The sequence below is a fragment of the Pseudomonas sp. MAG733B genome (assembly GCF_036884845.1).
Lineage (GTDB): Bacteria > Pseudomonadota > Gammaproteobacteria > Pseudomonadales > Pseudomonadaceae > Aquipseudomonas.
In genome coordinates this window covers 5,889,419-5,906,941 of the sequence record NZ_CP145732.1, presented here as the reverse complement: position 1 = coordinate 5,906,941, position 17,523 = coordinate 5,889,419, and the positions used below count along the sequence as shown (strand labels likewise).

Annotated in this window: 15 protein-coding genes; 8 read left to right on the top strand and 7 right to left on the bottom strand. The window is 59.4% G+C overall.

Annotated features, from left to right (window positions below; all coding sequences use genetic code 11):
• Positions 1-150: 150 nt before the first annotated feature.
• Positions 151-1,581: an exodeoxyribonuclease I gene (sbcB, locus tag V6Z53_RS27040; RefSeq protein WP_338582662.1), complete on the top strand. Its 1,431-nt coding sequence runs from the start codon at positions 151-153 to the stop codon at positions 1,579-1,581.
• Positions 1,582-1,682: 101 nt separating this feature from the next.
• Here sbcB and mvaT read toward each other — a convergent pair whose 3' ends face one another.
• The gene (gene mvaT, locus V6Z53_RS27035) at positions 1,683-2,060 is read right to left on the bottom strand and encodes a histone-like nucleoid-structuring protein MvaT (protein WP_007933316.1); all 378 of its coding nucleotides are present in this window, start codon (positions 2,058-2,060) and stop codon (positions 1,683-1,685) included.
• A gap of 338 nt (positions 2,061-2,398) precedes the next feature.
• Here mvaT and purU point away from each other — a divergent pair, with 338 nt between their 5' ends.
• Positions 2,399-3,247 (top strand): formyltetrahydrofolate deformylase, encoded by an 849-nt coding sequence (gene purU, locus V6Z53_RS27030; RefSeq protein WP_338582659.1) that lies wholly within the window; start codon positions 2,399-2,401, stop codon positions 3,245-3,247.
• An 81-nt stretch (positions 3,248-3,328) separates the two neighbouring features.
• Positions 3,329-3,505 (top strand): hypothetical protein, encoded by a 177-nt coding sequence (locus tag V6Z53_RS27025; protein ID WP_338582657.1) that lies wholly within the window; start codon positions 3,329-3,331, stop codon positions 3,503-3,505.
• Here V6Z53_RS27025 and V6Z53_RS27020 read toward each other — a convergent pair.
• The 4 genes from V6Z53_RS27020 to V6Z53_RS27005 all read right to left on the bottom strand — a co-directional run bounded on the left by V6Z53_RS27020 (position 3,492) and on the right by V6Z53_RS27005 (position 8,505).
• Complete coding sequence (locus V6Z53_RS27020) at positions 3,492-4,487, bottom strand: lysylphosphatidylglycerol synthase transmembrane domain-containing protein (RefSeq protein WP_338582655.1); 996 nt, start codon at positions 4,485-4,487, stop codon at positions 3,492-3,494. The genes V6Z53_RS27025 and V6Z53_RS27020 overlap by 14 nt on opposite strands.
• Positions 4,484-5,260, bottom strand: coding sequence for a polysaccharide deacetylase family protein (locus V6Z53_RS27015; RefSeq protein WP_338582653.1), 777 nt, complete (start codon positions 5,258-5,260; stop codon positions 4,484-4,486). Before V6Z53_RS27015 ends, V6Z53_RS27020 begins: the two co-directional genes overlap by 4 nt.
• The gene (locus V6Z53_RS27010) at positions 5,253-6,374 is read right to left on the bottom strand and encodes a glycosyltransferase family 1 protein (protein WP_338582651.1); all 1,122 of its coding nucleotides are present in this window, start codon (positions 6,372-6,374) and stop codon (positions 5,253-5,255) included. The genes V6Z53_RS27015 and V6Z53_RS27010 overlap by 8 nt, the downstream gene beginning before the upstream one ends.
• Positions 6,375-6,615: 241 nt before the next feature.
• Entirely contained in the window at positions 6,616-8,505 is a 1,890-nt protein-coding gene (locus V6Z53_RS27005) for a methyl-accepting chemotaxis protein (protein WP_338582649.1), read from the bottom strand.
• Positions 8,506-8,674: 169 nt separating this feature from the next.
• Here V6Z53_RS27005 and V6Z53_RS27000 point away from each other — a divergent pair, with 169 nt between their 5' ends.
• Positions 8,675-10,156, top strand: coding sequence for a helicase HerA-like domain-containing protein (locus tag V6Z53_RS27000; RefSeq protein ID WP_338582648.1), 1,482 nt, complete (start codon positions 8,675-8,677; stop codon positions 10,154-10,156).
• Positions 10,157-10,265: 109 nt separating this feature from the next.
• Here V6Z53_RS27000 and V6Z53_RS26995 read toward each other — a convergent pair whose 3' ends face one another.
• Complete coding sequence (locus V6Z53_RS26995) at positions 10,266-10,721, bottom strand: DciA family protein (RefSeq protein ID WP_338582647.1); 456 nt, start codon at positions 10,719-10,721, stop codon at positions 10,266-10,268.
• A gap of 308 nt (positions 10,722-11,029) precedes the next feature.
• Between V6Z53_RS26995 and secA the strand changes: the two genes are divergently transcribed.
• The 4 genes from secA (at position 11,030) to V6Z53_RS26975 (ending at position 16,822) form a co-directional block, all read left to right on the top strand.
• Positions 11,030-13,765, top strand: coding sequence for a preprotein translocase subunit SecA (gene secA / locus V6Z53_RS26990; protein ID WP_338582646.1), 2,736 nt, complete (start codon positions 11,030-11,032; stop codon positions 13,763-13,765).
• A gap of 120 nt (positions 13,766-13,885) precedes the next feature.
• Positions 13,886-15,103 (top strand): bifunctional glutamate N-acetyltransferase/amino-acid acetyltransferase ArgJ, encoded by a 1,218-nt coding sequence (gene argJ, locus V6Z53_RS26985; protein ID WP_338582645.1) that lies wholly within the window; start codon positions 13,886-13,888, stop codon positions 15,101-15,103.
• A 145-nt stretch (positions 15,104-15,248) separates the two neighbouring features.
• Positions 15,249-15,881: a glutathione S-transferase family protein gene (locus V6Z53_RS26980; RefSeq protein WP_338582644.1), complete on the top strand. Its 633-nt coding sequence runs from the start codon at positions 15,249-15,251 to the stop codon at positions 15,879-15,881.
• A complete protein-coding gene (locus V6Z53_RS26975; RefSeq protein WP_338582643.1) occupies positions 15,878-16,822 on the top strand; it encodes a Nudix family hydrolase in 945 nt (314 codons plus the stop codon). Before V6Z53_RS26980 ends, V6Z53_RS26975 begins: the two co-directional genes overlap by 4 nt.
• 116 nt (positions 16,823-16,938) lie before the next feature.
• On the opposite strand, the gene V6Z53_RS26970 is transcribed toward V6Z53_RS26975, so the two are convergent.
• A complete protein-coding gene (locus tag V6Z53_RS26970; protein WP_338582642.1) occupies positions 16,939-17,520 on the bottom strand; it encodes a cob(I)yrinic acid a,c-diamide adenosyltransferase in 582 nt (193 codons plus the stop codon).
• Positions 17,521-17,523 lie beyond the last annotated feature (3 nt).

Genomic DNA, 17,523 nt, shown 5'->3' with positions numbered 1-17,523 from the left:
TCGTCACCCGATGCTAGCAGCCTCGTCGGGGGGAACGACATAACTATGTATTGCACGGTGAGTAACCAGAGATGTTTGAATCACAAGATTGCTGGCCGGAGCGGGACATGAACGCCTAGACTTCGTCGATCTTCAGTTCAGGAAACGCCTGTGACCTCCATCTTCTGGTACGACTATGAAACGACGGGCATCAACCCCCGTTGCGATCGCCCACTGCAAATGGCGGGGCTGCGTACTGACTTCGATCTCAATGAAATAGACGAGCCGGTCAACCTCTTTTGCCAGCCCAGTGACGACATCCTGCCGCACCCGGCAGCCTGTGCGATCACCGGCATTACCCCAGGCCAACTGGCAGAACTCGGTATGAGCGAAGCCGATTTCATGACCCGGGTGCATGCGCAACTGGCAACTCCCGGCACCTGTGGCGCCGGTTACAACACCTTGCGTTTCGATGACGAGATGACGCGCTACAGCCTGTACCGCAACTTTTTTGACCCTTACGCAAGGGAATGGCAGGGCGGTAACAGTCGCTGGGATCTGATCGATGTGGTCCGCGCCGCGTATGCCTTGCGTCCCGATGGCATCGTTTGGCCGACTAACGATGAGGGTCAGGTGACGCTCAAGCTCGAACGCCTGACCGCCGCCAACGGCATCGATCATGGCAATGCCCACGAAGCGCTGTCGGACGTGCGCGCCACCATCGCCCTGGCGCGTTTGCTCCGGGAAAAGCAGCCGAAGCTGTATGACTGGCTGTTTCAGCTACGCAGTAAACAGAAGGTGCTGGACCAGATTCGCCTGCTGCAACCGATGGTGCATGTGTCCGGACGTTTTTCTGCGGCGCGCAACTTTGTCGGCGTGGTATTGCCGTTGGCGTGGCACCCACGCAACAAGAATGCATTGATTGTCTGTGACCTGCATCTTGATCCCCAGGGCTTGCTTGATCTGGACGCCGAAGCCTTGCGTCAGCGCCTGTACACCCGCCGCGATGATCTGGCCGAGGGTGAGTTGCCGGTGCCGCTGAAGCTCATCCACATCAATAAATGTCCGGTAGTGGCACCGCTGTCGGTACTTCGCCCGCAAGATCAGCAACGTCTGGGTCTGGATATGGCGCTGTATCAGCAGCGTGCACTGCGGCTAAGTGACGCGCAGAAAGTCTGGCAGGATAAAGTTTCGGCTATTTACGCCAGTGAGGATTTTTCTGTCAGCCAAGACCCTGAACAACAGTTATACGATGGTTTTATCGGTGACCGTGATCGACGACTATGTGAACAAGTCCGCAGCGTCGACCCGGTGCAATTAGCACAAGAGCAGTGGCCTTTCGATGATGAACGCTTGCCGGAATTATTGTTTCGATATCGCGCACGTAACTTTCCCGACACCTTGAACCAGGAAGAGCAAGAACGCTGGCGAATATTCTGTCAGAAACGTTTGACGACACCTGAGTGGGGGGCGCCGAATACCCTGGAAAGTTTTGTAGAGGCCGAAGCCGAATGGGCGCTTACTGCGACGCCGTTTCAGCAAGAGGTGCTCAATCAATGGCAGGAACATGTCCAGGGATTACGCAAACGTTTGAATCTTTGAATTCGAACATGAACGCCAGGTGAACTCCGGGCATAAAAAAACGCCAGCGTTATGCTGGCGTTATTTTTTGTCGCAGATCTATCCGCGACAAGCGCTGCGGCTTAGCCCAGCAGGGTAGCCCAGCCTTCAACCACGTCACCGCCCCACTTGGCTTTCCACTCTTTCAGAGTCTTGTGGTTGCCACCTTTGGTTTCGATGACTTCGCCGTTGTGCGGGTTTTTGTATTGTTTAACTTTGCGAGCGCGCTTGGTGCCGGTAGTTTTTACTGCGCCGCCGCGTGGTGCCTTGGTTTTGGATTCCGGATCCAGCAAAGCAATGATGTCACGCAGGGACTTGGAGTATTCGCCCATCAGGGTGCGCAGTTTGCCTTCGAATTCCAGCTCGGTTTGCAGTTTGTCGTCTTGGGACAGGTTCTTCAAACGGGCTTGCAGCTCTTTGATAGCTTCTTCGGTGGCACGGTATTCGTTGATCAAGGACATGGTTACTACCTTATGTAGGACGCGGGATGGCAGGGGACAGTGCGGCAATAATAGTCAGGGTGTTTCATCAAGTAAACATTTAACCGGGGTTTATTTAATTAAATTGCGATGAATTCGGCGGACATTGGATGTGCTGTTAAATAGTTCGAAGCGTGCGCTACAGATATTTACAAACCAGTGCTTGTAGATGGCTAACTTCACTGCCGCTGCGTGAGGCTTGTGTGCTGCCGGGAGCCTTGTCGGTAGCCATCGGGCGAGACAGTACGTCATCAATACTGCAGTTTTGCTGCGTAATCGCTAGAATGGCGGCCTTTGCGAAGTTCTGGAGTTTCCCCCTCATGCGCACTTTTCGGCTGGTGATTTCTTGCCCGGACCGCGTCGGCATCGTTGCTAAAGTCAGTAACTTTCTGGCGTCCCATAACGGCTGGATCACCGAAGCGAGCCATCACTCGGACAACCTCAGTGGCTGGTTCTTCATGCGTCACGAAATTCGTGCCGACTCGCTGCCATTCGGTATCGAGGCCTTTCGCGAAGCGTTCGCGCCAATTGCCGAAGAGTTCTCGATGGACTGGCGCATCACCGATACCGCGCAGAAAAAGCGTGTGGTGTTGATGGCCAGCCGCGAGTCCCACTGCCTCGCCGACTTGCTGCATCGCTGGCACAGCGATGAGCTGGACTGCGAAATCGCCTGTGTGATTTCCAACCACGACGACCTGCGCAGCATGGTCGAATGGCACGGCATTCCGTACTACCACGTGCCGGTCAATCCACAGGACAAGGAGCCGGCCTTCGCCGAAGTCTCGCGTCTGGTCAAACATCACGATGCTGAAGTGGTGGTGCTGGCGCGCTACATGCAGATCCTGCCACCCGAGTTGTGCAGTGAATACGCACACAAGGTCATCAACATTCACCATAGCTTCCTGCCGTCGTTCGTCGGCGCCAAGCCGTATCACCAGGCGTCGCTGCGCGGTGTGAAACTGATCGGTGCGACCTGCCACTACGTGACCGAAGAACTGGACGCCGGCCCGATCATCGAGCAGGACGTGGTGCGTGTCAGCCACAGCGACAGCATCGAAGACATGGTGCGTTTCGGCCGTGACGTCGAGAAGATGGTGTTGGCCCGTGGCCTGCGTTATCACCTCGAAGACCGGGTGCTGGTGCACGGCAACAAGACCGTGGTGTTCTGATCAGCGCAAGACACGGTTGAAATTCGAAGGGCCTGGGCGTTCAATCGCTGCAGGCCCTTTTTTTGCACTGAGGATATGAGCATGGCTGACCCACTGGACAAAGCCACTTCCAAGGCGCCCGCCACATTGGGCGAAGGTTGCCTGAGCCGATACGACCCTGATGACATGAGCCCGGAAGATGGCACGGAGTTTCCGGGAGCGGCCGAGTTGTGGGAGCAGTTGCAGCAAAAACCTGAAAACCCACCTAAGCCTGCTTGAGCTTCATCAGCTTCTTGAGCAACGGACGTCCGAGCATCAACAGGAACACCGGCCCGCCGACCAACAGATAGAAGTAATAAGTCACCGCTCGCCAGATCAAAATCGCCGCCGCCGCGGTAGATTTCCCCACCATGGGCGCCAACAGCGCTGCCGACGTCAATTCCGCCGCCCCGGCCCCGCCCGGTAACAGACTGAATTGCCCCGCACTCAGTGAAAGCATCTGGATCAGAAAACTCCAGGCCCACTGCAAATCCGCCCCCAGCCCGCGCAGCGCCAGATACAACACGCTGTAACGCAAGATCCAGTGCAGGCAAGTCAGGGCAAACACCGTGATCAATGTCTGAAAGGGCAGCTTCAGCGTGTCGGTAAATGCCGCCAGAAAATGCAGGAGTTTTCGCGCCCAGCGAACCCGTGTCGCAGACTGGACGTTGAGCCGAGCCAGTAACCGACCACTCAAGCGGATCAGCAAGCGGTGGTAACGGGCCACCACCACGCAACAGACCAGGCCGCCGAACATCGAGACGGCACTGACGATCAGCAGCCACTCCATGCGCTGGCTGAGGTGCTGGAACAACGCATAAATCAGAATCCCGCAGAGTGCGCAGAGGAAGAACAACAAATCGCTGAGCTGGTCCATGGCGAACACGGCGCTGCCCCGGGCCGGACGCACACCGTTACGCGCCAGTAACGCCATGATGGTCAGTGGCCCGCCGCTGCCGCCGGGGGTGGCGCAGTAGGCAAATTCGGCGGCCATCACCACGCCGAGGCTTTTGACCGGGCTGAGCCTGTCGCGCTGATCCCCCAGCAACAGGCGCAGGCGCAGGGTGTTCACCACCCAGCACAGGAGGATCATGCCGAACATGACCAGCAGCCAACTCAGTGGAAAGCTGTTCAACCGCGACCAGGTTTCGCTCCCGCCCAACAGCCAGGGAATCAGCACCGCGGCGAGCAGGCCGATCAACAGCAGAATCCCGCGACTCATGCAGCGCGTTCCACGTGTTGATTTTGCAGTGCCAGCCAGTGAGCTTTGGTCATCGGCACCCGGCCCTCGTCGAGCAGACGCTTGAGGGTTTTCAGCCAGTAAGTACGCGAGAATTCATGGCGCATATCCACCGGATGCAAGCCAAGGCGAATCACCGGTGCCTGTCGCCAGTGTTGTTCGAGTTGATCGCTGACCAGTTTCGACAAGCCCCGGCGCCAGGCACTGCGCGCACTCCAGACCAGTCCGGGGGCATCGACCGGCGTGAAGTCAGGCAAGCGATACAGATGCTGCGCGTCACTGGTGTAACTCAAGGGCAATTGGCGCAAGGCCTGGCGCGTGCCTTCGCTCATCAGCCAGGCGGGGGCGACAAAGCCCTGCAACGGCCAGTGGTTACGGTGGAACACTTCAATGCCAGCGTGCAAACGGGCGAGGGCGGCCTCATGGGACAGGCTGTAAAACTCACCTTCATGGGTGTAGATCCGACGCATGAACCAGTCCCGTGGATTGTTTGCGATCGGTCCGTCATCGCAATGAAAATAGCCGTGCAGCGCCAGTTCATCGCCACGGGCGAGTCGCCCGCTGAGCAGGCGACGAAAATCCGGATGCGCTTGCAGATCGTTGTGCTTGTGAAAGTCCGGCACCACCAGCCAGGTCATCGGCACACCGCCGAGCGCATCGACGGCTTCGACGAATGGCTGGTAATCGGCCCAGGTTTGCGGCGCGACATCGTGCAGCACCAGTAACAGGCTGGGCGTTTGCATGGATTCAACCATTGGCCGCTCGCGGCCACTGGCTGCCGAGTACGGCGTGATAGTGGCCGAGCAAGCTGTTGACCACCGTGTCCCAGGCGTAATGCTGCTCGACATGGCGCCGCGCATGCTGCCCGACGGCCGCGCTACCCTGGCTGAACAGTTCACGCACGGCGTTGGCCATGGCCAATGGATCGTTGGGGGTACACAACAGGCCACATTGATCGGTGATGATTTCCTCGAACGCGCCGGCTGCCACGGCGACCACCGGGATGCCGCAGGCCATGGCTTCGAGGATGACCAGGCCAAAGGTTTCCTGATCGCCGGCATGCAGCAAGGCGTCGGCGCTGGCCATCAGGCGGGCGACTTGCGCGGCTGGGCAAAATTCATCGATGACGGTGACGTTGGCAGGCACAGCGCTCGGCATCGACGAGCCGACCAGCAGCAAGTGATAGCGTTTGCCCAGGCGCTTCATGCAATCGAGCAGCACCGGCAGGTTTTTCTCTTTGGAACCGCGCCCGGCGAAGATCAGCAGATGAGTGTTTTCGTCGAGGCCCAGTTCGGCGCGCAGGCCAGGATCGCGCGCATCGGGATGAAACATTTGCAAATCGACACCCAGCGGCTGCACGAAAACGTTCTTCACACCCAGGCCGGTCAGTTTGTCCGCCATGACCCGGCTCGGCGCCAGCACGCGGTCGAAGTTGCCGTAGAGCTTGCTGACATACGCTTCAACATTGGTGGTCACCCAGTTGCCCATGCGGTTGCTGACCAGCAGCGGCAGATCCGAGTGATAAAAGCCGATCACCGGCACATCCAGTTGCCGCCGCGCATCCAGGGCAGCCCAGGCAGTGAGGTACGGATCGCCGACCTCGATCAGTTCAGGTTGCAAATCGTGCAGGACATTGCGCCAGGGCGCGAGACGGAGAGGGAAGCGATAGCCCTTGCCGAAAGGCAGGGCGGGGGCCGGAACGGTATAGATGCCATCCTGTTCACTGAATACAGCCCCGGGAATCAGCAAACTGTGACGGGTGCCCGGCCTGTTGCACAGGCGATGATGCTTGGCATCCAGATAAGTGCGCACGCCACCGCTGGCAGGGGCGTAGAACATGGTTATGTCAGCGATATGCACGATGAACATTCCTCCGGTCCGTTGCTCTCCTTGGTTGACCTTAATGAAGAATAGATGTTCGGTTGGGGTTTGGAGGGTGTTGGCGGGGGTAGAGGCTCGTTGTGGCGAGGGAGCTTGCTCCCGCTCGGCTGCGAAGCAGTCGTAAAACAGCCGATGTGTTAGTTCTGACACACCTCGGACATTTTTTTTGGGGTTGCTTCTCAACCCAGCGGGAGCAAGCTCCCTCGCCACATTGGGTAGTGATCAGATATCAAATACGGAAACTGCCTACCAACTGTTTAAGGCGCGCCGCCTGCTGCTCCAGATCCGAACACGCCCGCAACGTCGACTGCAGGTTTTCCACACCTTCCTGGTTCAGCGTGTTGATTTCGGTGATGTCGACGTTGATCGATTCCACCACGGCCGTCTGCTCTTCGGTCGCCGTGGCCACCGACTGGTTCATTCCGTCAATTTCACCGATGCGCTGGGTCACGCTGCTCAGGCGTTCGCCGGCGAGGTTGGCGATTTCCACGCTGTCCTGGCTGTGGCGCTGGCTGTCGCTCATGGTGCTGACGGATTCGCGGGCGCCGACCTGCAACTCCTCGATCATGGTCTGCACCTGTTGCGCCGATTCCTGGGTGCGATGCGCCAGGTTGCGCACTTCATCGGCAACCACGGCAAACCCGCGCCCGGCTTCACCGGCCCGCGCCGCTTCAATGGCGGCGTTGAGCGCCAGCAGGTTGGTTTGCTGGGAAATGCTGGTGATCACTTCGAGAATCTGCCCGATGTTCACGGTTTTACTGTTCAGCGATTCGATGTTGCTGCTCGATGCGCTGAGCATGGTCGACAGTTTATTCATCGCGACAATGCTGCGATCCACCACTTGCTGGCCATCCTCGGCCAGGCTGCGGGCATCGCTGGCCTGATTCGACGCTTGCGCGGCGTTGCGGGCGATTTCCTGGGCGGCGGCGCCGAGCTGATTGATCGCCGCGGCGACGCTGCTGGTGCGCGAGGCCTGCTGGTCCGAGTTGAACATCGAGGAGTTCGAAGCCGCCACCACACGCAATGCCACTTCGTTGACCTGGCCGGTGGCCGAAGACACCTCGCGGATCGAACCGTGGATGCGCTCGACGAAACGGTTGAATGCCGTGCCGAGAATGCCGAACTCATCGTTGTTCACAATGCTCAGGCGTTTGGTCAGGTCGCCTTCACCGTCGGCAATGCCTACCATCGCACGGGTCATGGCGTGCAGCGGCTGAATGAGGAAACGTATCAACACACCCAGCAGGGCGATGATGATGGTCACGGCGATCACTGTCGCAATGGCCGCCGAAAAGCGGAAATGGCTGAGCATCGAGAAGGCTTTGTCTTTCTCCACTGAAAGCCCGATGTACCAGTTGACTGAAGAAAGCCCCTTGATCGGAGTAAATGTGACGATACGGGTTTTACCATCGACTTTGACTTCACTGAAGTCGCTGCTGATGCGCGGCGTGTCTTTCGGATAGGCCTCGGCCAGCGATTTCATTGCCAGCGTTGTATCCGGGTGCACCAGAATTTTGCCGTCGGCGCTGACCAGAAAGGCATAACCCATGCCGCCGAAGTCCAGCGCGTTCAGGCTGTCGGTGATCATTTGCAGGCTCAGGTCACCACCGACTGCGCCGATGTGTTGACCCTTTTCGAACAAACTCTGGACGATGGAAACTACCAGTTTACCGGTGCCGACATCGACATAGGGTTCGGTCAGTACCGGGTCGTTGGTGCGTTGGGCGCTCTTGTACCAATCGCGAGTGCGCGGATCGAAGTCCGCTGGCATGTCGGCGTCCGGGCGGATGATAAAGCTACCCTCGTTGCTGCCCAGAAATACAGCCACGAAAGCAGTAGTCATCACATTCTGCTCGAGCAGTTGGGTTATGTTGCTCATATCCGCGTTCAGCGCGATGTTTTGGGAAAGGTTTTCAATCAGCAGGCTGCGTCCGTTCAGCCAAGTCTCAATGTTGTTGGCGGTCACGCTTCCCATTTCTTGCAGGTAGTTGTCCAGATCCTTGCGGATGGCATTACGTTGCATATAGTCGTTGTACAACGTGAAGGAGGCGAAGGCGACAGTGACGATGAGGGCGGCAGCAAGCAGAATCTTATGACTAAAGCGCAAATTTTTATTCATGGCTTGGAGTTCCGATAAGGTCTTAATGCCCATGGCGTGCTTTTATAAAGGCATGCATCGGGGGCGCTGTTGAAGCCATGTTGATAATTCCGTCCTCGCCCTAGCGGAATACCAACACTCAATTTTTGTATCGGCCTTGATTGATGAAAGATTAACCATAGGTGGCAAAATGCACGATTCATCGCAGCTCGTTATCGGCGCCGATCTTTCAGGGCAGCCGATCGCCCAGGCCATGCGCCTGGCCAATCGACACGGTTTGATCGCAGGCGCTACCGGGACCGGCAAGACCGTCACCTTGCAACGCATGGCCGAAGCCTTCAGCGATGCCGGCGTGGCGGTGTTCGCCGCCGATATCAAAGGTGACCTGTGCGGTTTGGGCGCTGCCGGCAACCCTCAGGGCAAGATTGCCGAGCGGATTGCCGGCATGCCCTGGCTGAACCATAAGCCGGCCGCGTATCCGGTGACCTTGTGGGACATTCACGGTCAGTCCGGTCATCCATTGCGCACGACCTTGAGCGAAATGGGGCCGTTGCTGCTGGGCAGCCTGCTGGAATTGACCGACAGCCAGCAGTCGGCGCTGTATGCCGCCTTCAAGGTCGCGGACCGCGAAGGCCTGTTGCTGCTGGATTTGAAAGACCTGAAGGCGCTGCTCAATCACCTCAAGGACAACCCGGAACTGCTGGGAGACGACGCGGCGCTGATGACCACCGGTTCCAGCCAGGCGCTGTTGCGGCGCCTGGCAACCCTTGAGCAGCAGGGCGCCGAAGCCTTGTTTGGCGAACCGGCGCTGCAACTCGAAGACATTCTGCAACCGACCGCCGATGGCCGTGGGCGCATTCATTTACTCGATGCCAGTCGTCTGGTGCATGAAGCGCCAAAGGTCTACGCGACGTTCCTGCTGTGGCTGCTGGCCGAACTGTTCGAGCAACTGCCGGAGCGCGGCGATTCGGACAAACCGCTGCTGGCGCTGTTTTTCGATGAGGCGCACTTGTTGTTCGCCGGCACGCCCAAGGCGTTGCAGGATCGTCTGGAACAAGTGGTGCGGCTGATTCGTTCAAAAGGCGTGGGCGTGTATTTCGTCACCCAGTCGCCCGGCGACCTGCCGGATGATGTGCTGGCGCAACTGGGCCTGCGCATCCAGCACGGCTTGCGCGCGTTCACCGCCAAAGAACAGAAATCCCTGCGGGCGGTGGCCGACGGCTTCCGGCCGAATCCGGCGTTCGATGCCTTGTCGGTACTGACTGAGCTGGGTATCGGCGAAGCGCTGGTCGGCACCTTGCAGGACAAGGGCACGCCGGAGATGGTCCAGCGTGTTCTGGTGGCGCCGCCGCAGTCGCGGATCGGACCACTGACCGACACCGAGCGCACCGTGCTGATCGGCGGCTCGCCATTCAAGGGGCGTTACGACAAACCGATTGATCGCGAGTCGGCTTATGAAGTGCTGATGGGGCGTAAAGGCCTGGCGCCAAAGCCTGAGGCGACACCGGGCAAACCGGCAGAGCCGAGTTTCACCGAACAGGCTGGAGAGTTTCTCGGCACGGCGGCGGGGCAGGCGTTGAAATCGGCGATGCGTCAGGCGGCCAACAAGCTTGGTCGCGAGTTGGTGCGGGGATTGATGGGCTCGTTGCTCGGCGGCAGCAAACGCCGCTGAAACCTGTAGGAGCATGGCTTGCCAGCGATGAACGATCACGCGGTACAACTGACGCACCGCGGCGTATCCATCGCGGGCAAGCCTTGCTCCTACAGGGCTAATGGCGCTTTCAGGTTTTCGACTTGGCGTGCGCCGCCAACCGCTCCAGCGCCGCTCGCAGGTTCGGATCGCTGATGCCATCGGCCGTCGCCTGGATGGTCGCCGCCGCATCAATCGACAAGTCCATGGTATGCCCGGCCGCACCTTGCTGAACGGTAGGCGGCTGGACCTTGAACAGGATTCGCGTGAGGCTGGCGAACTCGTCGAACATTTGCAGTTGCCGTTGCAGACGTTTTTGCTGGTAACGCAGGCGGGTAGCCCAATGTCCGTCGGTGACGATCAGCAACAAACTGCCTTCGCGCCACGAAGCTACGTGGCAGTGTTCGCGAGCGGCGGGTTGCAGTTGGCTTTCGAGCAGACGTTGCAGATGTCCAAGGCGTTGAGCGTGGCCGAGAATGGCTTTGAGCGGCTTGGCTTCGCGAAGCAGAACGGCGGGTGCTCGGGCCGTAAGAGGGCGAAATGCCATGATCCAACACCTGAAGTTACAGAGTCGCCATGGTAGCAGAAAGCACCCGATGCACCTGACCCATTGCTTTTGTCCCTGCTTTACCCATTAAATCAACAACTAACTTCTGCCCTGAACGGCTTGAAGTTGAGCAAAACGCCCCTATTTTAAGTGAGCCCCGTCAAAGCGCAGTGCCAGCATCGTGGAATATCGCCACTTTCCTCACTTCCGTTTCCGGGTAGAATGCTCGTTCGCATGCGGCCATGAGGGCTGCACGGGCGACTCACGGGGCCGCCCTCCATCCCTTTAGTGTGGAAGATCCTGCCGATATGTTTGCGCCTTTGTTAAAGAAACTTTTTGGAAGCAAGAACGAGCGTGAAGTCAAACGCATGCTCAAGACGGTGCAACTCGTCAATGCCTTCGAAGAGCAAATGGTAGCCCTTTCGGACGATCAATTGCGTGCCAAGACAGATGAGTTCAAGGCCCGCGTCGCCAAAGGGGAAACCCTCGACAAGCTGTTGCCAGAAGCCTTTGCGGTCGCCCGCGAAGCCGGCAAGCGCGTCATGGGTATGCGCCACTTCGATGTCCAGCTGATCGGCGGCATGACCTTGCATGAAGGCAAGATCGCCGAAATGCGTACCGGTGAAGGCAAGACCCTGGTGGCAACACTGGGCGTTTACCTCAACGCATTGTCCGGCAAGGGCGTGCACGTTGTGACGGTGAACGACTACCTGGCCCGTCGTGACGCCAACTGGATGCGTCCGCTCTACGAATTCCTCGGCCTGACGGTCGGCGTGGTTACGCCGTTCCAGCCGCCGGAAGAGAAGCGTATTGCCTACTCCGCCGACATCACCTACGGCACAAACAACGAATTCGGTTTCGACTACCTGCGCGACAACATGGCGTTCAGCATGGAAGAAAAATTCCAGCGCGAACTCAATTTTGCCGTGATCGACGAAGTCGACTCGATCCTCATCGACGAAGCCCGTACTCCGCTGATCATTTCCGGTCAGGCCGAGGACAGCTCCAAGCTGTACATCGAGATCAACAAACTGATCCCGAAGCTGGAACTGCATGTCGAAGAAGTCGAAGGCGAAGTCACCAAGGCCGGCCACTACACCGTTGACGAGAAGACCCGCCAGGTCGAACTCAACGAAGCCGGTCACCAGTTCGTCGAAGAATCGCTGACCAGCCTCGGCTTGCTGGCTGAAGGCGAGAGCTTGTACTCGGCGCACAACCTGAGCCTGCTGACTCACGTTTATGCCGGTCTGCGCGCGCACAAGCTGTTCCATCGCAACGTCGAATACATCGTGCAGGACGGTCAGGTTGTGCTGGTCGACGAACACACCGGTCGTACCATGCCGGGTCGTCGTCTGTCCGAAGGCCTGCACCAGGCCATCGAAGCCAAGGAAAACCTGAACATCCAGGCCGAGAGCCAGACCCTGGCATCGACCACGTTCCAGAACTACTTCCGTCTGTACAACAAACTGTCCGGCATGACCGGTACGGCCGACACCGAAGCGTTCGAGTTCCATCAGATCTATGGCCTGCAGGTCCTCGTCATTCCGACGAACAAGCCGCTGGCCCGTAAAGACTACAACGACCTGGTGTTCCTGACCGCCGACGAGAAATACGCGGCGATCGTCACTGACATCAAGGAAAGCATGGCCGCCGGCCGTCCGGTGCTGGTGGGTACCGCGACCATCGAAACTTCCGAGCGCATGTCTGACCTGCTCAACAAGGAAGGCATCGAGCACAAGGTTCTGAACGCCAAGTTCCACGAAAAAGAAGCCGAGATCATCGCCCAGGCCGGTCGCCCAGGCGCACTGACCATCGCCACCAACATGGCCGGTCGTGGTACCGACATCCTGTTGGGCGGCAACTGGGAAGTGGAAGTCGCTTCGCTGGAAGATCCGACCCCTGAGCAGATTGCCCAGATCAAGGCCGACTGGCAGAAGCGTCACCAGCAAGTGCTCGAGTCGGGCGGTTTGCAGGTGATTGCTTCCGAGCGTCACGAATCGCGCCGTATCGACAACCAGTTGCGTGGTCGTGCCGGTCGTCAGGGTGACGCCGGTTCCAGCCGTTTCTACCTGTCGCTGGAAGACAGCCTGATGCGCATCTTCGCCTCTGACCGGGTGAAGAACTTCATGAAGGCCCTGGGCATGCAGCCTGGCGAAGCGATCGAGCACCGCATGGTGACCAACGCTATCGAAAAGGCTCAGCGCAAGGTTGAAGGCCGCAACTTCGACATTCGTAAGCAACTGCTCGAGTTCGACGACGTCAACAACGAACAGCGTAAAGTGATTTATCACATGCGTAACACGTTGCTGGCCGCCGACAACATCGGTGAAACCATCGCCGATTTCCGTCAGGACGTGCTAAACGCTACCGTCAGTGCGCACATTCCACCGCAATCGTTGCCTGAACAGTGGGACGTGGCCGGTCTGGAAGCCGCGTTGCAGAGCGACTTCGGTGTGGCGCTGCCGATCCAGCAGTGGCTCGACGAAGACGATCACCTGTACGAAGAAACCCTGCGCGAAAAACTGATGCAGGAACTGATTGCAGCGTACAACGAGAAAGAAGACCAGGCGGGCGCCGAAGCGCTGCGCACCTTCGAGAAGCAAATCGTTCTGCGCGTGCTGGACGACCTGTGGAAAGACCACCTGTCGACCATGGACCACCTGCGTCACGGCATCCACTTGCGTGGCTATGCACAGAAGAACCCGAAGCAGGAATACAAGCGCGAGTCGTTCACGCTGTTCTCCGAGCTGCTGGATTCGATCAAGCGCGACTCGATCCGCGTGCTGTCGCACGTTCAGGTTCGCCGCGAAGATCCGATCGAAGAAGAGCAGCGCCTGCGTCAGGAAGCCGAAGCTCTGGCCGCTCGCATGCAGTTCCTGCACGAAGAAGCCCCAGGCCTGGAGCAGCCGGAGCAGTTGGGTGAAGAGGTCGATGTGGCCCTCGCCACCGCACCGGTTCGCAACGAGCAGAAGCTGGGCCGCAACGAGCTGTGCTACTGCGGTTCGGGCAAGAAGTTCAAGCATTGCCACGGGCAGATCCAGTAAAACCCGTTTCAATCGCTGAAATACCCGCGCCGCGACCGGCTTATGCCGTCGCGGCGTTTTGCCATTTAAACCACCGTTCCTGCCGAGCGGTGCAGACATCATTTAGTTAGGAGCGCATTCATGGCTGTTGGTCTTGGTCCTTTGCCAACGTTGCACCCGGTTGCCGGTTTTGAACTCGGTATTGCCTCGGCCGGTATCAAGCGCCCGGGGCGCAAGGATGTCGTGGTCATGCGGTGTGCCGAAGGCTCCACCGTGGCGGGCGTATTCACCTTGAACGCCTTTTGCGCCGCTCCCGTGATCCTGGCCAAGCAACGCGTGCAAGGCCCGGTGCGTTACCTGCTGACCAACACCGGCAACGCCAACGCCGGTACCGGTGAGCCGGGCCTGGCCGCCGCTGAACGCACCTGCGCCAAGCTGGCCGAGCTGACCGGCGTCGATGCCAGCCAAGTGCTGCCGTACTCCACCGGTGTGATCGGCGAGCCGCTGCCAGTCGAGAAAATCGAAGGCGCACTGCAAGCCGCTCTCGACGATCTGTCGGTCAACAACTGGGAAGCTGCCGCCACCGGCATCATGACCACCGACACCCTGCCCAAAGGCGCGAGCCGCCAGTTCCAGCACGACGGCGTGACCATCACTGTTACCGGCATCAGCAAAGGTGCCGGCATGATTCGCCCGAACATGGCGACCATGCTCGGCTACATCGCCACCGACGCCAAAGTTGCCCGCGACGTGCTGCAAAACCTGATGCTGGACGGCGCCAATAAGTCGTTCAACCGCATCACCATCGACGGCGACACCTCGACCAACGACTGCTGCATGCTGATCGCTACCGGTCAGGCAGCCTTGCCGGAAATCACCCGCGCTGAAGGCGAGCTGTTCGCCAAGCTCAAGCAAGCGGTGTTTGAAGTGTGCATGGACGTGGCCCAGGCCATCGTGCGTGACGGCGAAGGCGCGACCAAATTCGTGACCGTTGAAGTCAATGGCGGCGGCAATTACCAGGAATGCCTGGACGTCGGTTACACCGTGGCTCACTCGCCACTGATCAAGACCGCACTGTTCGCCTCCGACCCGAACTGGGGCCGTATCCTGGCCGCTGTTGGCCGTGCCGGCGTACCGAACCTGGACGTGAGCAAGATCGACGTGTTCCTCGGCGACGTGTGCATCGCCAGCCGTGGCGCCCGCGCCGCGACCTACACCGAAGCCCAGGGCGCGGCGGTGATGCAGCAGGAAGAAATCACCATCCGTATCGAGTTGGGTCGTGGCGATTGCAGCGAAACCATCTGGACCACCGACCTGTCCCACGAGTACGTGAAGATCAACGCCGAGTACCGTACTTAAGACCGAGTCAAACCCATCGCCAGCAGGCTAGCTCCCACACTGGATTTGTGTACACCCGATCCACTGTAGGAGCGAGCCTGCTCGCGATGGCGGTTTACCGGTCAGCCGCTAGACTGGCTTGTCCCTAAATCCAAAGGTCCCGAACATGAGCCTGCACCTGATCATTGGCGACAAACTGCTTTCCTCCTGGTCCCTGCGCGGCGCTCTGGCGCTCGATCTGACCGGCGCCGCCTACACCGAAGAACTGATCAAACTGAACCAGCCCGACACCCGCGAGCGAGTGCTCAAGCATTCGCCGACCGGCAAAGTCCCGCTCTTGAAGACCGGGCACGGCACCATCGCCGACTCCCTGGCGATTGCCGAATACCTGGCCGAACAGTTTCCCGACGCGAATCTGTGGCCCAAAGACATCGCTGCCCGTGCCCAGGCGCGTTCGGCCTGCGCGCAGATGCACAGCGGATTCTTCGCCATGCGCGGAAACATGCCGTTTGACCTGAGCCGTGACGCGCCATTGTCACCGCTCCCGGCGGATGTGCAGGCGGACATCGAACGCATGTCGGCGTTGTGGGCCGAGTGCCGTGCTGCCGCGACCGAAGCGGGTCCGTACCTGTTTGGTCGCGTCAGTTTGGCTGACGTGTTCTTTGCCCCGATCGCCGTGCGTCTGCGCACCTATCAGGTGAAACTGTCCGAAGTTGATCAGGCCTATATTGAAACCATCTACCAATGGCCAGCCTTCAAGGCCTGGCAGAAGGCCGGACTGGAGGAAATCGAGCGGTGAAACGAGTACACGTAGCGGCTGCCGTTATCCGTGACGACAGCGACAAGATCCTGATTGCCCGCCGTGCCGATTCCCAACACCAGGGCGGCCTGTGGGAATTTCCCGGTGGCAAGGTCGAGGCCGACGAGTCGGTGCAAACCGCGCTGGCCCGCGAGCTTCAAGAAGAGCTGGGCATCGTGGTCAATGCGGCTCGCCCGTTGATCAAGGTTCGCCACGATTACCCGGACAAGCAAGTGTTACTGGATGTCTGGGAAGTCTCGGCGTTCAGCGGCGAGCCGCACGGCGCCGAAGGCCAGCCATTGGCCTGGGTGACGGCGCGTGATTTGTCGGGCTATGAGTTCCCCGAGGCCAACCGGCCAATCGTCGCGGCGGCGCGGTTACCGGATCAGTACCTGATCACGCCGGAAGATCTCGAAACGCCAGCCCTGTTGCGGGGCATTCAGAAAGCCATCGCCGGCGGCATCAAACTGATTCAGTTACGTGCGCCGAACGGTTACGACCCGAAGTACCGCGACCTGGCCGTGGATGCGGTGGGGCTGTGTGCTGGCAAGGCGCAACTGATGATCAAGGGGCCGTTCGAGTGGCTGGGAGACTTCCCGTCCGCCGGTTGGCACATCACCTCGGCGCAACTGCGCAAGTACGCGGCGGCCGGTCGACCGCTGCCCGCCTCGCGCTGGTTGGCGGCGTCCTGCCATAACGCTGAGGAACTGGCGTTGGCCGAAGAGATGGGCGTGGACTTCGTGACTTTGTCGCCGGTGCAGCCGACGCTGACGCATCCGGGTGCTGAGCCGCTGGGTTGGGAACAGGCGTCGAGCTTGATCGAAGGGTTCAGCAAACCGGTGTTTTTGCTCGGTGGCGTTGGCCCGGCAGAAGTTCAGAAGGCCTGGGCGGCGGGTGCGCAGGGTGTGGCGGGGATTCGGGCGTTTTGGCCTGAGGCTTGAGTTTCGGTGATGCAACCGGCCTCATCGCTAGCAGGCTAGCTCCCACAGTGGATTTGTGGCGAACACAAAACCTGTGGGAGCTAGCCTGCTAGCGATGGGGCCTGTGAATACGCCGACTAAACCTCAGGCTTGGCCGCCGCTTGCCAAAGAATCTCGGCAACCCCCTGACGCTTGGCAATCACCCGTGCCACCACAAACAACAAATCCGACAACCGATTGATGTACGCCAGGCCAACCCCGGCCAACGGCTCAATCGCATTCAACTGCTGACAGCGGCGCTCGGCACTGCGCGCCAGGCTGCGGCAGACATGGGCCTGGGCAATCAACGCCGAGCCACCCGGCAGAATGAAATTCTCCAGCGGCCCCAGCTCTTCATTCCACACATCGATCGCCGCTTCCAGGCGTTCGATTTCTGCTGCGTTCAACGCCTGATATTCCGGCATCGCCAGTTCGCCGCCAAGGTCGAACAACCGATGCTGACAGGGCGCCAATACCTCGATCACTTCCTTTAGTCGCGGATATTCGGCGCTTTGCGCGGCGAGCCCGGCCAGCAATACACCGACCTGACTGTTCAGTGAATCAACCTCGCCAATAGCCTCAATCCGCGGGTGATCCTTGGGTACGCGGCGGCCGTCGCCCAGTCCGGTTTCGCCTTTGTCGCCGGTGCGGGTGTAAATCTTCGACAAGCGAAAGCCCATGGG

Coding starts and splice junctions, on each gene's coding strand:
- mvaT (WP_007933316.1), bottom strand. CDS start 2,060: ATGTCCTTGATCAACGAATACCGTGCCACCGAAGAAGCTATCAAAGAG.
- purU (WP_338582659.1), top strand. CDS start 2,399: ATGCGCACTTTTCGGCTGGTGATTTCTTGCCCGGACCGCGTCGGCATC.
- V6Z53_RS27025 (WP_338582657.1), top strand. CDS start 3,329: ATGGCTGACCCACTGGACAAAGCCACTTCCAAGGCGCCCGCCACATTG.
- V6Z53_RS27020 (WP_338582655.1), bottom strand. CDS start 4,487: ATGAGTCGCGGGATTCTGCTGTTGATCGGCCTGCTCGCCGCGGTGCTG.
- V6Z53_RS27015 (WP_338582653.1), bottom strand. CDS start 5,260: ATGGTTGAATCCATGCAAACGCCCAGCCTGTTACTGGTGCTGCACGAT.
- V6Z53_RS27010 (WP_338582651.1), bottom strand. CDS start 6,374: ATGTTCATCGTGCATATCGCTGACATAACCATGTTCTACGCCCCTGCC.
- V6Z53_RS27005 (WP_338582649.1), bottom strand. CDS start 8,505: ATGAATAAAAATTTGCGCTTTAGTCATAAGATTCTGCTTGCTGCCGCC.
- V6Z53_RS27000 (WP_338582648.1), top strand. CDS start 8,675: ATGCACGATTCATCGCAGCTCGTTATCGGCGCCGATCTTTCAGGGCAG.
- V6Z53_RS26995 (WP_338582647.1), bottom strand. CDS start 10,721: ATGGCATTTCGCCCTCTTACGGCCCGAGCACCCGCCGTTCTGCTTCGC.
- secA (WP_338582646.1), top strand. CDS start 11,030: ATGTTTGCGCCTTTGTTAAAGAAACTTTTTGGAAGCAAGAACGAGCGT.
- argJ (WP_338582645.1), top strand. CDS start 13,886: ATGGCTGTTGGTCTTGGTCCTTTGCCAACGTTGCACCCGGTTGCCGGT.
- V6Z53_RS26980 (WP_338582644.1), top strand. CDS start 15,249: ATGAGCCTGCACCTGATCATTGGCGACAAACTGCTTTCCTCCTGGTCC.
- V6Z53_RS26970 (WP_338582642.1), bottom strand. CDS start 17,520: ATGGGCTTTCGCTTGTCGAAGATTTACACCCGCACCGGCGACAAAGGC.